16 protein-coding genes and 1 pseudogene are annotated in these 13,878 nt (G+C 42.5%); 10 read left to right on the forward strand and 7 right to left on the reverse strand.

Going from position 1 to position 13,878, the window contains the following annotated elements; all coding sequences use genetic code 11:
- Positions 1–9: 9 nt before the first annotated feature.
- Positions 10–1,035, forward strand: coding sequence for a FecCD family ABC transporter permease (locus MKY75_RS11295; RefSeq protein ID WP_165150091.1), 1,026 nt, complete (start codon positions 10–12; stop codon positions 1,033–1,035).
- Positions 1,032–2,039, forward strand: a complete 1,008-nt coding sequence (locus tag MKY75_RS11300) for a FecCD family ABC transporter permease (protein WP_340885283.1) — start codon at positions 1,032–1,034, stop codon at positions 2,037–2,039. Before MKY75_RS11295 ends, MKY75_RS11300 begins: the two co-directional genes overlap by 4 nt.
- Positions 2,040–2,201: 162 nt before the next feature.
- On the opposite strand, the gene MKY75_RS11305 is transcribed toward MKY75_RS11300, so the two are convergent.
- On the reverse strand, positions 2,202–2,777 hold the full coding sequence (locus tag MKY75_RS11305) for an NAD(P)H oxidoreductase (protein WP_340885285.1): 576 nt from the start codon (positions 2,775–2,777) through the stop codon (positions 2,202–2,204).
- A gap of 234 nt (positions 2,778–3,011) precedes the next feature.
- Between MKY75_RS11305 and MKY75_RS11310 the strand changes: the two genes are divergently transcribed.
- On the forward strand, positions 3,012–3,383 hold the full coding sequence (locus MKY75_RS11310; RefSeq protein WP_029515086.1) for a winged helix-turn-helix transcriptional regulator: 372 nt from the start codon (positions 3,012–3,014) through the stop codon (positions 3,381–3,383).
- 91 nt (positions 3,384–3,474) lie between these two features.
- Here the strand turns inward: MKY75_RS11310 and MKY75_RS11315 are convergent, their stop codons facing one another.
- On the reverse strand, positions 3,475–3,903 hold the full coding sequence (locus MKY75_RS11315; protein ID WP_340885287.1) for a VOC family protein: 429 nt from the start codon (positions 3,901–3,903) through the stop codon (positions 3,475–3,477).
- Between the two features lie 210 nt (positions 3,904–4,113).
- Here MKY75_RS11315 and MKY75_RS11320 point away from each other — a divergent pair, with 210 nt between their 5' ends.
- Entirely contained in the window at positions 4,114–4,311 is a 198-nt protein-coding gene (locus MKY75_RS11320) for a DUF3934 family protein (protein WP_029515083.1), read from the forward strand.
- Positions 4,312–4,426: 115 nt separating this feature from the next.
- Positions 4,427–5,119, forward strand: a complete 693-nt coding sequence (locus MKY75_RS11325; protein ID WP_318628354.1) for a pseudouridine synthase — start codon at positions 4,427–4,429, stop codon at positions 5,117–5,119.
- A 72-nt stretch (positions 5,120–5,191) separates the two neighbouring features.
- Here MKY75_RS11325 and MKY75_RS11330 read toward each other — a convergent pair whose 3' ends face one another.
- Genes MKY75_RS11330 through MKY75_RS11345 form a run of 4 tightly spaced genes read right to left on the reverse strand, consistent with a single transcriptional unit; the run spans position 5,192 to position 9,174 of the window.
- On the reverse strand, positions 5,192–6,277 hold the full coding sequence (locus MKY75_RS11330; RefSeq protein ID WP_238437983.1) for a GerAB/ArcD/ProY family transporter: 1,086 nt from the start codon (positions 6,275–6,277) through the stop codon (positions 5,192–5,194).
- A gap of 12 nt (positions 6,278–6,289) precedes the next feature.
- Positions 6,290–6,517, reverse strand: coding sequence for a hypothetical protein (locus MKY75_RS11335; RefSeq protein WP_029515077.1), 228 nt, complete (start codon positions 6,515–6,517; stop codon positions 6,290–6,292).
- 6 nt (positions 6,518–6,523) lie between these two features.
- Complete coding sequence (locus MKY75_RS11340; RefSeq protein WP_318628355.1) at positions 6,524–7,732, reverse strand: Ger(x)C family spore germination protein; 1,209 nt, start codon at positions 7,730–7,732, stop codon at positions 6,524–6,526.
- Between the two features lie 14 nt (positions 7,733–7,746).
- Positions 7,747–9,174 (reverse strand): spore germination protein, encoded by a 1,428-nt coding sequence (locus tag MKY75_RS11345; protein WP_340885289.1) that lies wholly within the window; start codon positions 9,172–9,174, stop codon positions 7,747–7,749.
- A gap of 270 nt (positions 9,175–9,444) precedes the next feature.
- Here MKY75_RS11345 and MKY75_RS11350 point away from each other — a divergent pair.
- From MKY75_RS11350 to MKY75_RS11360, 3 genes and pseudogenes are all read left to right on the forward strand, one after another.
- Positions 9,445–9,573: pseudogene (locus tag MKY75_RS11350) on the forward strand (LysE family translocator); the annotation flags it as partial.
- A gap of 163 nt (positions 9,574–9,736) precedes the next feature.
- The gene (locus MKY75_RS11355) at positions 9,737–10,105 is read left to right on the forward strand and encodes a hypothetical protein (RefSeq protein ID WP_029515073.1); all 369 of its coding nucleotides are present in this window, start codon (positions 9,737–9,739) and stop codon (positions 10,103–10,105) included.
- Between the two features lie 125 nt (positions 10,106–10,230).
- The gene (locus MKY75_RS11360) at positions 10,231–11,073 is read left to right on the forward strand and encodes an alpha/beta fold hydrolase (protein ID WP_069011176.1); all 843 of its coding nucleotides are present in this window, start codon (positions 10,231–10,233) and stop codon (positions 11,071–11,073) included.
- A gap of 139 nt (positions 11,074–11,212) precedes the next feature.
- On the opposite strand, the gene MKY75_RS11365 is transcribed toward MKY75_RS11360, so the two are convergent.
- Positions 11,213–11,815, reverse strand: a complete 603-nt coding sequence (locus MKY75_RS11365) for a TetR/AcrR family transcriptional regulator (protein WP_040101387.1) — start codon at positions 11,813–11,815, stop codon at positions 11,213–11,215.
- A 188-nt stretch (positions 11,816–12,003) separates the two neighbouring features.
- Here MKY75_RS11365 and MKY75_RS11370 point away from each other — a divergent pair, with 188 nt between their 5' ends.
- Complete coding sequence (locus MKY75_RS11370; protein WP_340885291.1) at positions 12,004–13,209, forward strand: MFS transporter; 1,206 nt, start codon at positions 12,004–12,006, stop codon at positions 13,207–13,209.
- Positions 13,210–13,587: 378 nt separating this feature from the next.
- Complete coding sequence (locus MKY75_RS11375) at positions 13,588–13,860, forward strand: DUF6809 family protein (RefSeq protein ID WP_340885293.1); 273 nt, start codon at positions 13,588–13,590, stop codon at positions 13,858–13,860.
- The last annotated feature ends 18 nt before the right edge of the window (positions 13,861–13,878 follow it).

A 13,878-nucleotide genomic window follows, 5' to 3' on the forward strand; every position in this document is an offset into this window, starting at 1 on the left:
GTGTAATCGATGTCTACTCACAAAGAACCAAATAAAAAAGGAATATTTCATTTTATAGGCTGCATGATCGTGGGCGTGTTCCTGCTTCTGGTGGTTACCGCAGCATCCATTACCTTTGGTGCTGCGGAAATGAGCTTGAAGCTGGCGTGGGGGGCTATATTTCAGTTTGATCCCAACATTACGGAACATCAGATTATTCACACCTTGCGGTTTCCACGCACCGTGGCAGATATCATTGTAGGGTGTAGCTTGGCTGTGTGTGGGGCGATTATGCAGGGAACCACTCGTAATCCACTAGCGGATTCGGGACTCATTGGCATAAGCTCAGGCTCGACATTTGCTATTGCGTTATGTATGGCCTTTTTGCCTGGTCGCACCTACGGAGAAACCATGCTGTATTCTTGCCTAGGTGCAGCAATCACTACGGGCATTACGTATTACATCGCATCTATAGGCAAGCGAGGCATGACGCCTCAGCGACTGGTACTGGCAGGAATGTCCATCTCCATGCTTTTTGGTGCATTTAGTACGTTTATCGCTATTAAGTATGAGATTGGCCAAGCCCTTGATTACTGGTCTGCTGGTGGTACAGCCAGTGCCAAGTGGGGTGAATTAGCTTTCATTGCGCCACTGTTTGTAGTGGGTTTGGTCTGTGCCATCGCGCTTTCTCCCTCAATTACGATTTTGAGCTTCGGGGAGGATGTAGCATCAGGCTTGGGTATTCGTGCCAATAGGATTAAGTTGTTTTCAACCCTAATTGTATTAATTCTGACGGGGTTATCGGTTATTGTCGTCGGTCCTGTTGGCTTCGTGGGTTTGATCGTGCCACACATTATGCGCCATCTGGTCGGAACGGATTATCGGTATATTATCCCGGCCTCAGCTTTGTATGGAGCAGTCTTTCTGTTGGGGGCGGATTTACTTGGACGACTGATCAATCGCCCTCATGAAACACCCCTTGGCATTATTTTTGCCTTGGTGGGCGTACCCTATTTTCTCTACCTTGTGCGCAAGCAAAGGAGGGAGTTTAGTTGAAGCTGTCCCGCAATAGCAGGGGTATTAGCATTATTTTACTGTTAGTAGTGCTGACGCTGTTAGTGGCTATACTCAGTATGAACGTTGGGAAAATGAACCTTTCTCCACTCGAAGTTTTCAAGATCATCATGGGCGAAGGAACGAGCAAACAGAACCTGATCGTGTTTGACTTTCGACTGCCACGTATTGTGCTTTCTATATTGGTAGGTATTGGCATGGGGATATCAGGCTGTATCATGCAAAGCTTGCTCAAAAACGACATGGCCAGTCCCGGGACACTCGGCATCAGCTCAGGCTCGGGGCTATTTGTACTTATGTATATTACGTTGTTCGCTAGTGAAGGATTGCTATCGCCGATTCTTCTTCCAGGGTTAGCTTTTGCAGGCGGCCTCACGGCAGCTTTCTTGATTTTTATGTTTGCTTTCAGGCGGGGAAGAGACATCTCGCCTACAGGCCTAATTTTAACCGGTGTCGCTATGGGGAGTGGCTACAGCGCATTATCTCTGATGTTGACACTCCGGCTAGACAAGCAACAGTATGACTTTGCTCTGAGATGGCAGGCTGGAGACCTGTGGGGGGACGACTGGAGCTATATTATGGTGCTGCTCCCGTGGGTGTTTATCATCTGTTTTTACGTTTTTTACAGGTCTAACACACTCAATACGTTGAATTTGGGGAATCAGACAGCATCGGGCCTCGGTGTAGCAATTAAAAGGGAGTTTATCGGCTTGACGATTGCTGCCGTTGCGCTCGCTTCTGGTAGCGTGGCACTTGGAGGGAATTTCTTTTTTGTAGGCATGGTCAGTCCCCATCTAGCGCGCAAGCTAGTAGGGCCCAATCATAAGCTATTGCTACCTACGACAGCATTAGTTGGTGCACTCGTCATTTTGATTGCTGACACACTTACTCGGACGATCAGCTTTGGTGCAGATATTCCAACCGGAATTATTATCACCATACTGGTTACCCCTTATTTCCTTTACTTGCTGTCGAAAGCTAGTTAAATGCAGAATAATGAAAAGACGCTAACCCATGTCCATGCAAAATATGGCTGGGTTAACGTCTTTTTTCGCGTTACTACTTAGGTCTCCTTGCGGAAAGATAATTCTTTCTCGCATTCTGTTAGGATTTCCGGCCTTCGTGTCGGAGGGGATTGTAAATAAAGCCTAATCCTTGCCATAATTCAAACCAAAGTGATAAGCTTGGTCCAGCAGCATTACAAAATGACCGGAATTTGAACTCAGGGTCTCATCTAAGAATTCAACCTTGGAATTGGAAACTCCGCAATAATCTGCAATTCCCACATTCAGCAAATGAGTAATCATTTCATCATAGTTACGCTTTTTCAACTGTTCTTTCGAAACGCCGGCCAAGCCAAGCCACAAGATATGCTGATGATGCAGGTGATTCGAACCGTACGCAAACCCATTGTTCCATACACGGTCAATATAACCCTTCAGCATAGCTGGCAAATTCCACCACCAAAGTGGAAAAATAAATGCCAATGCATCATGCTCCTTCATCCGCCTTATTTCCATTTCTACTTCAGGGGAAAAGGACTGTTCCGCAACTGTCAAATCCGGTTCATCTACTCCTTTTAAAATAGGATCAAAACTAATCCCATGCAAATCTAATATCTCATAATCGTGGCCTGCATCGGCAAGACCCTGTACGAAACGATCAGCAACCTTAAAGGTCAAGGAATCTTTTCTCGGGTGTGAAACAACGGTTAATACTTTCATGCTTCTTCACTACCTTTCTCAATAGCTTACTTCTAGGAATGCTCAATGCTTGATGCTATTATATACAGTAGAAAAATAATCTGGAAGTACGCACTTCTAAGTTCTATAGGATGATACAGGTGCCATAGGAACATGGAAGTGCCCTAGGTAGATTCCCTAGAAACTGATCTGAGTAATGAATTGAAGTGATGGGTTGTTCTGAGCAAACGAAGCCTTCTAAAGGAGGATTAAGAAATGACTGAACAGACAAAAAATAGGGTTCAAAAGAAGTATCAAGTTGGAGTGGAAGCCGCTTTAGAGGTGATGGGAGGGAAATGGAAGCCTTTAATTATCTACCATCTGATGACAGGACGGAAACGAACGTCTGAGTTTCGTCGGTTAATACCCGGCATTACACAAAAAATGCTGACCACTCAGCTCAGAGGCCTAGAAAAGGATGAGATCGTTACACGAAAGGTTTATAATGAAATCCCTCCTAAAGTAGAGTATGAGTTAACGGACTACGGCTGGGGATTAAAACCCGCGCTAGACCATTTATGCTACTGGGGAGAGGATCACCTGGATAAGATTCATGGAGACAAATTCAAGGTTTTGGAAGAATTCTAAGGCTGCTGTATAGAGTAACTTTAAGCTGATATTAAGCCCTCACAAAGTATTAGCTTGCGAGGGCTTCACTATCGCAGGGTAATATAACAGACTAACTATCGGTCATTCCGTTGTCATAGCTCAATTGCCACTCAATTCCATACTTATCTTTAAGGCTACCGTAACATTTGCTCCAGAATGTTTCTTGAGGTTCCATGTTTACGGTTCCTCCTTCTTTTAATTTATGAAAGTACGATCGAATTTTCTCTTCGTCCTTATTGACGATGGCGAGGCTGATGTTGTTTCCGGCTACGAATGGCATACCAGGAAAAACGTCTGAAAACATGACATTACTACCATCAATTTGAAGCCGCGTGTGCATGACCAGATTTTTGGCTTCTTCTGGTAGAGGATAATCGGGATTGGGCGGTGCTTCACCGAACGTCATAATTTGTGGTTTCTCAGTCCCAAATGCCTCTGCGTAAAACTCCGCTGCTTTACGACAGTTTCCATTAAAGTTAAGATAAACATCAACAGACATGTGTTTTACTCCTTTAAGGATCATTATTTTTCCATACTATATGGCCTTATTTCATTATTAACCTGCAAACTAACAAAAATACAGTAAGATCCGTTTTGCGAAAGTATTTGCGGCTTAACATGTTCAATTTTTAAAACAAATGGGCATTATATTCAAAGTAATGGTATGATAGCTTAGTTAAATCTGAACGACTAGTAATGGAGTGATCATATGGGTGGAAAAAGCAAGGGCGGCGGGACCGGCAGAGGCACAGGTAGTAAGGGATGGACACGCTGGAACAAAACTGCGAAGCCAGTAAGGACAAAAAGCGCTTCTACAAGCGCACCGGGAAGCAAAGCGGCAGGTGGCACAAAAGGCGGCACTGCCAAACCAACAAGGAATAAAAACGGCGGTAACAGTAGCAAATAAGCCGGGAAAGTATAAGTTGTCGTAAACGGCGAACATCTGATTAAGCAAGAACAATCAGGTGTTTTTTTAATTATTTTATTTAAACTCACATATTATAATCAGAAGCAGGTGAATCGTGAGAATTAACAAGTACATCAGTGAGACAGGATTCTGCTCACGTCGGGAAACCAACAGACTGATTGCAGCAGGACGAATTACGATTAATGGCATTGTCTGTGAAGCGGGCGCGGAAGTAGAGCCACAGGATATCGTGCTGATTGATGGGGAAGTTATTCCGTATAATTCCAGTGAACCTGTATATTTGGCTCTGAATAAGCCTATAGGCATTGTTTGTACCGCAGCAGAACAGGTTGCTGGTAATATTATTAGTTATGTTAACTACCCTTCGCGGATTTTTGCCATTGGCAGGCTGGACAAAGCGTCAGAGGGACTCATTCTATTAACCAACGATGGAAGCATTGTCAATCAAATGATGCGTTCCGAGCATGGTCATGAAAAGGAATATGTAGTAACTGTAGACAAACCTGTTACAAACGAGTTTACGCAGGCTATGTCTTGTGGCGTTGAAATATTGAACGTTATTACCAAACCGTGCAAGGTTGATCGTACAAGCAAATACGAGTTCCGCATTATTTTGACGCAGGGTCTGAACTTGCAAATTCGCAGAATGTGTAAGGCCTTGGGGTACAGGGTGCTCAAGTTGGAACGTGTTCGAATTATGAATATTAGCTTAGATCATCTGGAGCGTGGGCAATGGAGACATCTTGAGAGGGAGGAACTGGAGTTGCTTCTTGCTAAATTGCAATAATGAGTAAGTACAACAAAAGTTTATTTGAAGGACAGTATGTTCATACGGCCAACGCAACTTTAGTGATACTTTTTACGAAATTTTAGCGAGCCGCCTCTTACCCACCAGCCATAGCACAATAGGAAACACGATACCGAAAATCATGGCGTAAAAAGGCCATACTGAAAAAAACTTGATTAAAAATTGCATATTTGGCCAAATAGAGTGAACCATTGCCAATGCGATTAGGATCAGAGGAACTAAGAGAGAGTTAGCGCTTCGAAGACGAAAAGCATCTGCAAGCCCCTGCGCTGAAACATATAAAAGTAGTGTGAGTCGAAAAAATATGGTGACAAACCAGAACACTGCAACAACAATTTCAAACCGTTGAAGAAACTCCCCGTTACTGATTGTTCGGCTAATAAAATAAGTGGGAAATGTCAAATTAGATACAACACCTTCACTCATCACGGCAATTATTTGTAAAACCATGAAAAAATACATGCCGCCGCTAATCAATGCAGAGGTAATCACTGTCTTTCTCCACTTTTTTGGATCGGGGATGTACTGTGCAAAAAAAAGATACAGAATTGCTTCAAGGTAGGGAAAGGCAAACAAATTGAACGAAGCGAGAACGATAGGGTTCAAACCATACTCGAAAATAGGGAGCACATTATCTATGTTGGTATCAGGAAGGAGGGTAATCCTGACCAAAAGATACAGAGCAAGAAGGAAGAAAAACAGGATTTCCGCGCAACGGCCAATTACAGCAGGGCCTGATCGAACGGCGAAATAAATGACTATTAGCATGATGAAATATATCGCTTCGGAGGGAGTTTCCGGCATAATAGCTATCGTGATAAAGTCGCCCAGATTTCGAAGTGTCATAATGAACACAAGAAAGGGAAAGAAAAAAATGAAAACGATGCTGATCGTCCCGCCCAAGGGACCGAAGAGGCAACGGAGATGCTCTACAAAAGATTTCCCCTGTATTTGCCTAGCGATGGAGGCATATAAAGGTATCAATAACAGATGGAAACCTAAGGAGACTGGAATGGAGAGCCAGGCATCTTGTTTAGCGACAGCGGTAATTGCCGCTGGGAGTACCAGATATGCGCTTCCTATTTGATATAATGCAAACCACATAATAGCTTGTCGAACGGTCAGGTTGGAATTCATCCCAATGCCTCCTTAAGATAATATTTCAGTAAGTAACCGGCTTATCGGTTGAAATAGGATTTGGATGCCCGTCAGTGGAGTCGGCAGTTTAATATTGGCGATCCGTAGGATAATCAATATAACGCCTATAATCAACAATATCGAGCTGAATACAATTTCACGCACATATTGTTTCGCCTTAAATTTTTTAAACTCATACAACGATGTTAAAATGGAAGTTACGAGAATCACATAAAGCATATGCATTCACTCCTGATTGTGTATTCCCATATCAATTGGACTGGTAATGTCTCCGAACCGGACTAAACGATAGTTGAGCTGAATATCCACTTTAAGCGTTTGAAATTTTTGTGGCCAATCCTCTTTCCATCTATGCCATTCACGTGGGAACTTGCGGTGAAAAGCTTCTCCAAACCCGAATATATCGGAACCGATTTGTTGTGCGTGCGAAATGCCTTTCTTCAAAGACTGTTGCAGATGCTCTTTAGCTGATTCTTGAAGATCTCTAAATGTCTCTTCATTCTTAGGGTTGGCATTGCACGAGATCGTTCCGATATTGGATTCTGTATCCACAATAAGAGAAATGTGCGGCTCATGGTCTATTATTTCTGGACGCATCTTTACTTTGGAACGGATTACTTCAACAACAAATTTCCCTTTGGAATTCGGACAATCGATGGAAGCTACGGTGCTGGAAACACGGTTGGATATATATGTAAAGGCTTTACTTTGTGAATCATCCATCCAATTGATAAGTCGGTCGCCCTTGAAAACACCAACTCCAGTAAAAAAATATTTAACATGTTGGGGCGACTTTGTCACATTATCAATAGTTAGACCTTTTTCTACGTTTGTCAGTCGAATACCGGTGAGAACCGGTTCAATGCCATCCTCTGTAAATTTCTCTAAAATATCTTTCACATTGACCGCGGAAGTTGGAGCCCATGCTTTTTCAGAAAGCCTTAATGCCTTATACATATCCATTGCAGGCAAGATCTCGGTTGGAGCTACAAAAGTAACGGCCTCCTTTGCCGAGTTTCCTCTGACAACGGCCAAATAGAAATCAGGTCGAACTTCATGATCACGGAACAGAAAGTCCAGCGGCTCCTTGATTCCTTTTTTTGCCGTTTTCTCATCAAAAATGACAAACTTTAAGTGAGACATATACATTTTTCGGGACGATTCCGTTGTTAATTTTCGAATAGCTTCAAATATGGTATCGGCGCGCTTGGAAAAAACGATCGTTGGCGTCCGTTCCATGGGGGAATTCTGCGACATTTTCGATGGGTCAACCACTTGTAAACTGACTTCATATTGGTCATCAACGGCATCAATGCCCAGAGCCATCACGACGGAAATTGCACTCAATTCCTTACTGTTCCAGCAACCCGTAAGAAACACCATTAGCCAGATGCACATAAACAGTAATAAAATGGTGGATCGATACGAGTTCATGATGGTTTACTCCTTTAGTTTTTACGATGTTTTTTAGTTCTATATGGAAAACGCAATATGGCGTCCCTCTGCTCCGACGATTTGTAATTGGCAAAGGGGCTCAAATACGGTACACCGAATGAATGAAGCCCATTCAGATGTACAAAGAGCATGAGAATACCAACAGTCAATCCGTACACACCAAACATAGCGGCTATGCCTATGAAAGCGAAACGTAATATCCGGATTGGAATAGCAAAAGTGTACGAGGGAATGACAAAGCTCGAAATGGCAGTTATTGCAACAACAATGACCATAACAGCCGAAACGATGTTTGCTTCTACAGCTGCTTGGCCGATCACTATTGACCCGACAATAGAAACGGCTTGACCGACCGTCCGTGGCATACGAAGACCTGCCTCCCTCAGAATTTCAAAAACCACTTCCATGATCATCGCCTCAATAAATGCTGGAAACGGTACTCCTTCACGTTGCGCGGATAAGCTTAATAACAAAACGGTTGGAATCATATCCTGATGGAATGTCGTTAATGCGACATAAATGGCCGGAGCCAACATACAGATTGCCAGGCAAATGTACCTTAATATTCGAATGATACTACTGTAAACAAAGGATTGATAATAGTCTTCTGCGGATTGAAGGAAATCTGCAAACACCGCAGGTGCAAGGATGGCGAAGGGAGATCCATCCACAAATATCGCTATTTTCCCCTCCATAATTCCTGCTGCAATAGAGTCTGGGCGATCAGAATTATAAAAGAGCGGAAATATCGTGAATTGTTTATCTTCATGGAGACATTCTTCCAAATATTCGCTTTCAAGCACGCCTTCCACATGCATGTTCTTTAACTTGGATATCATGTCCTGCACCTTTTTTGGGTCAGCGATCCCATGTAAATACATGACCGATATATCGGTCTTAGTTTTTTTGCCAACTTTTAGGGTAGTTAGACGTACTCTTGTATCCTTCACCCTTCGACGAACCATAGTCGTATTCGTACGTAAAGTTTCTGTAAACGCTTCTTGCGGACCTCTGACCACTGGCTGTGTCTTCGAGTCCGAAATGCTGCGTTCTTCCCATCCAGGCAAAGAAATGACCAATCCTTCATCCATATCGTTCAGGAGTAGGAGAAGACCACCGGAGAGGATCTGTTCCAAGGCATCTTCAAAGTTTTGAGTGAAGCTTGCTTCACCAATGTCCAAAATTGCGTTTTTCAATAACGGTAAAGTGATCTCGTCAGAGGAGACACGATCATGCAACGGACGGATCACGTTATCCTGTACCTTTTGCATGTCAGTCATGCCGTCCAAATAAAAAAGAGCAGCGTGTTTATGGCCAGTCGTGATCTCACGAACAACAAAATCCGAACTGTTTCCCATGAAGTCACAAATGAGATCAATATTCTGGCATAATTGTCTTGAAAATTTGGTATGTAACTTCATTTTCACCCTCCTCAGATACGTAGTATTAACAATAATCCAAAATAATACCACAATAATCCATAATTGCGTTGTTGTCGGTAAGGTCAATGACATCTTCAACGGTGGAGGATAAAGGCTATTCTCTTTCTTTGAAGGCTTGGTATGATGAGGAAAAGCAAAAATGATGGGAGAACGTGACTACGAAGGATACAATACCTGCAATAACATACTATATGCTATTTATCTTCAGATGTAATATTTCATGAGAATACGCTAAAAGGAGTTTTCCTTATGAATATTACATCAGTTTTAATTTATTGTTTTATTGCTACCTTCACACCAGGCCCTACCAATATCGTCATATTATCCACAGTGCATCATTTTGGAGCAAAAAAGGCAATGAAATATACGTTTGGAGCATTTGAGTATATGTCACATCTAAAGTGAGGAGGAGGGAGTATGTTTAAATAGGCTACAGATGGCTATCCTTTTTTGGAATAGTTTACTTGTGTAGTATAATATCTTTGAAGGATATTCTTTTCTATCAATTCATTTAAACATCCAAATAGAGAGGTATTTGATCATGCTATTTATTACAAAAAAAACAATCAATAAGCTAGCAGAACCTTATAGAGAATCTGACATGCTTGTCTGCTATTCAACTCCACAGAGCTTTTCGGCTTATACAAGTCGAGCCATATTACTCTTAAATAATGATAGGATTATTATCCTTTTCCTCAATCTATTTTCCACAAAAGTAGTACAAAAAGTTGAATATGAAGTTGCTGATTTACAAGAACAAAAATATCATTCTGGACACCTGTCTTCTGCAATATGGTCATTTAAAATCAAAGGCCAGCATTGTAGGTTTAGGATAATCAAAAAAATTCTTACTCTTGGCTCTATGCAAAGAGATTTTCTGAATTTCTTGCAACAAAATAATTTAAACTAGCGACCGAGTAGATCGGTAATTTCTGTCTGCCTAAGGCGGGGCACCGTAAGTACTTTATGGGGATAAGTGATGAAGGTAATATTCGGTGTTTTTTTGTTATATATCATTGAGGGGAGGAATTCTACATGAACGAACAACTCATAAAAAGCGATGGAATAGAAATCTGTAGTGAGAGTTTCGGCGAGCAAGTTAACCCGGCAATATTACTGATTATGGGGGCTCAATCCTCATTGGTCTGGTGGGAGCAAGAATTTTGTCAGCGTTTAGCTGAGACAGGTCGCTTTGTCATTCGCTATGATAACCGAGATGTTGGACGTTCTACAACCTATGAACCTGGTCAACCGGACTATACCTTCGAAGACATGGCAGATGATGCGATTCGAGTATTAGATGCTTATAAGATTGAGCAAGCGCATATCGTAGGGATGTCTATGGGCGGTATGCTGACTCAGTTGATAGCTCTACGACATCCAGACAGAGTATTAACCGTGACTCTTTTAGCAACGTCAAATTTTGCTTCCGATCTTCCACCGATGGAGAAAAAGGTTATGGACTATTTCTCGAATATGGGAGCAATAGATTGGTCGAACGAACAATCGGTGGTCGATTTTGTGGTGGGTAGATCAAGAATTTTAGTCGGTTCAAAGCATCCTTTCAATGAGAAAAAGGTTTATCAATTAGCAAAAGAAGAATGGAAAAGAAGCAACAATATGGCCAGTATGAATAATCACGCTATGCTGTCAGGCGGGGAATCCTATTTGGCTAGAACAGGGGAAATAAACGTTCCTACACTGGTTATACACGGTACTGAAGATTCGATTATCCCTTATGAACACGGAATAAATCTTGCTAACGCAATTCCGCGTGCGGTTTTACTGACATTGGAAGGTGCCGGGCATGAGCTTCACTATGACGACTGGGATTTAATAATCGATTCTATCTCAAAACACACTTCGATACTCAATTAGGTCAGCTGATGTGTAGGATAGCTGAATAAAGCCGTTTACGAGAGAAGCAATCTTCCTGAATAAAAAGGCAATCTCCTTTTTTAAGGGGATTGCCTTTTGCTATTTGTATGCCCTTATTTTCATGAAGACTGGGCAAGTCTCAGGCACAAGTATCCCAAAGCTCCATCAATTTAGTAATGGCTGCATCAATGTTGTCTAGGGACACACCATCTCTGGCTTCCGTAGATATACCTTCCAGAAAGGTAACGAATAGTGTGGTTAACATGCTAACATTTGTGGATTCTTGAAGTTCTCCATTCTTGGTAGCTCGCTCAATACGAGCATAGAACTTGTTCCTAGTCACTGCTCTTTGCCTGATCAATAGTTCTCGAATATGAGTGTTTTCTGGGGAACATGTATTTGCAGAGAATATGACTAAACAACCCAAGGGATGGGTCTGCTCAGTCTGCATGATTGCTGAACTTCTTAAGGCTAATTCAATAGCTGTGCGCGATGAAAGTGAATAGTTTGTAAGGCTTGTCGATACTTGTCCGTATGTAGCCAAATACCGGTCCAGCGCTTCTTTGAATAATGCGTCTTTTGATTCAAAAGCTGCATAAAAGCTGGCTGAGGAGATGCCGCCCATCGCCTTTTTGAGTTGAGCCAAAGAGGTTGATTCAAATCCATGCTCCCAAAACAACATCATAGCTTGGGAGATCGCTTCGTCGCGACAGAATTTACGTGGTCTTCCGGTTCTAACCATGGAGTCGCCTCCTTATATCTTGTACTTATATACTAATCGATCCAAAAGTAATTGACAAGACAGAGAGGTATCTTTAAAATGTGGATTGATCGATCCATAAGTAAAATAAAAGGAGAGCAAATCATTGGCATATATGCTTGATTTTTCGCTTGAACTTGTTTTGAAATCGATTTTAAGGAGCTGCGCTAATGTCCAGCAATAACTCTTCTACTACTGTAAAGATTGCTTCTTCCGCCTCCTCTGAGCGCTTTCCCTGGCTTGGTCTGCTTGCTTTGGCTATGACAGGATTCATCTGTATTATGACGGAAACGATTCCGGCTGGTTTGCTTCCGCAAATAAGCAAGGGACTTTATATTTCAGAGGCAATGGCGGGTCAACTGGTCACTGTCTATGCCATCGGTTCCCTAGTGGCTGCCATCCCTGTAGCTATAGTTACCCGCCAATGGCGGAGGCGTCCGCTGTTACTTCTGGCTATTTGCGGGTTCCTGGTTTTTAACAGTGTCACCGCGATTTCTTCCAGCTACATACTGACGCTGGCTGCCCGTCTACTGGCAGGAGTTTCGGCTGGAGTTCTATGGGGGATGATCGGCGGTTACGCTCTCCGCATGGTATCTGCTACATTGAAGGGGAGGGGGATGGCCGTTGCCATGGTTGGAACGCCGATCGCCTTGGCTATTGGTGTCCCAGCGGGGACGTTTCTGGGGAACCTTATGGGTTGGCGTTCTGTTTTTGGAATTATGTCACTACTGACAGTTATACTGATTGTGTGGGTGCTTTGGAAGGTGCCGGACTATCCGGGACAGTCCTCCGATAAGCAAACTTCGATCTATGCAGTCTTCCTTACACCGGGGATTCGGCCCATACTATTAGTTGTTCTGACCTGGATGACAGCCCATAATATTCTCTATACTTATATTGCTCCATTCCTTGCCTCCAATGGGATGGGTGAGAGAGTGGGTCTGGCGCTGGCTTTCTTTGGCATTGCTGCTCTCGTAGGTATATGGATAACTGGCGTATTCATCGACCGTTGGCTGCGTAAGCTTGTTTTGATTAGTCTTATTTCCTTCGTCTTAATTTCTATTGCCATGAGCTTTAGCAACTCCAATGTCCTTATGATCTATATCATTGTTACGGTATGGGGTTTAACTTTCGGTGGCGCAGCAACGCTGTTGCAAACGGCGCTTGCTCAGGCTGCAGGGGAGAGCAAAGTGGATATGGTTATGCCGATTAACACGACCGTATGGAATCTGGCTATCGCTGGCGGTGGGATGGCTGGGGGTATTTTACTTGAAACTTTTGGTGCGGGATCATTTTCATGGGCGTTATTCATACTCTTATTCCTTGCGCTTCTCGTGGCTTGGGGTGGCAAAAAGTATTCGTTCCCTCCAAACTAACCTAGTAATTAGTGAAGATTTTTTTTAAAATTTTCTTGTTATGACTTCTAACGTTAATGAGTAGAAGATATGAAGTCCAGCTTATTTTCCAAGAAAGGCTGACTTCGTCCAGCACTTGCCCATAGGTAACCGGATCGAATCTGGCGACCATACAGTGTTATCCACTATGTGTCGTGATTCTTTTTCACCGCGTTCACAATCGCTGTAAATCCTCTGGTCACATTTCAGATACTCGGCATTAGTCCTCAATTACTTTAGTGAAATATTCGCTAAAAATCAGTATTGATTTTTTACTGAGATATTCTTGTTTTTGAGGAACAAAATGCACTCTGTGTTCGAACTCAAAACCCTATCTATATCACGAAGGAGAAGATGAATATGAGTATCTTGGAGGATTTATATTACGGAAAATGGTACCCAAGCGAACGAACCAAACCTAAAAACCCTGAGCTTGAACTAGTCCATCAGAAAATATCCGCTTCTATGAAAGCATTAAAAACAAGATTGTCGGAACAAGATTACGAATTAATTGAAGAACTATCTGATTTAAATGATGTACTGATTTCTATATTATCTTCCTCAGATTATATTTCTGGATACAAAGCAGGAGCTCTGACGATGGTTGAAATATTTGATAGAAAAATCATTTAAATTAAGATAGATACTAGT

The organism is Paenibacillus sp. FSL L8-0663 (assembly GCF_038008125.1).
Lineage (GTDB): Bacteria > Bacillota > Bacilli > Paenibacillales > Paenibacillaceae > Paenibacillus > Paenibacillus polymyxa_D.

Bases quoted from the DNA above. Each gene is read 5' to 3' on its own strand.
- MKY75_RS11295 (WP_165150091.1), top strand. From the start codon at position 10: ATGTCTACTCACAAAGAACCAAATAAAAAAGGAATATTTCATTTTATA.
- MKY75_RS11305 (WP_340885285.1), bottom strand. From the start codon at position 2,777: ATGAAAGTATTAACCGTTGTTTCACACCCGAGAAAAGATTCCTTGACC.
- MKY75_RS11310 (WP_029515086.1), top strand. From the start codon at position 3,012: ATGACTGAACAGACAAAAAATAGGGTTCAAAAGAAGTATCAAGTTGGA.
- MKY75_RS11315 (WP_340885287.1), bottom strand. From the start codon at position 3,903: ATGTCTGTTGATGTTTATCTTAACTTTAATGGAAACTGTCGTAAAGCA.
- MKY75_RS11320 (WP_029515083.1), top strand. From the start codon at position 4,114: ATGGGTGGAAAAAGCAAGGGCGGCGGGACCGGCAGAGGCACAGGTAGT.
- MKY75_RS11330 (WP_238437983.1), bottom strand. From the start codon at position 6,277: ATGAATTCCAACCTGACCGTTCGACAAGCTATTATGTGGTTTGCATTA.
- MKY75_RS11335 (WP_029515077.1), bottom strand. From the start codon at position 6,517: ATGCTTTATGTGATTCTCGTAACTTCCATTTTAACATCGTTGTATGAG.
- MKY75_RS11340 (WP_318628355.1), bottom strand. From the start codon at position 7,732: ATGAACTCGTATCGATCCACCATTTTATTACTGTTTATGTGCATCTGG.
- MKY75_RS11345 (WP_340885289.1), bottom strand. From the start codon at position 9,174: ATGAAGTTACATACCAAATTTTCAAGACAATTATGCCAGAATATTGAT.
- MKY75_RS11355 (WP_029515073.1), top strand. From the start codon at position 9,737: ATGCTATTTATTACAAAAAAAACAATCAATAAGCTAGCAGAACCTTAT.
- MKY75_RS11360 (WP_069011176.1), top strand. From the start codon at position 10,231: ATGAACGAACAACTCATAAAAAGCGATGGAATAGAAATCTGTAGTGAG.
- MKY75_RS11365 (WP_040101387.1), bottom strand. From the start codon at position 11,815: ATGGTTAGAACCGGAAGACCACGTAAATTCTGTCGCGACGAAGCGATC.
- MKY75_RS11370 (WP_340885291.1), top strand. From the start codon at position 12,004: ATGTCCAGCAATAACTCTTCTACTACTGTAAAGATTGCTTCTTCCGCC.
- MKY75_RS11375 (WP_340885293.1), top strand. From the start codon at position 13,588: ATGAGTATCTTGGAGGATTTATATTACGGAAAATGGTACCCAAGCGAA.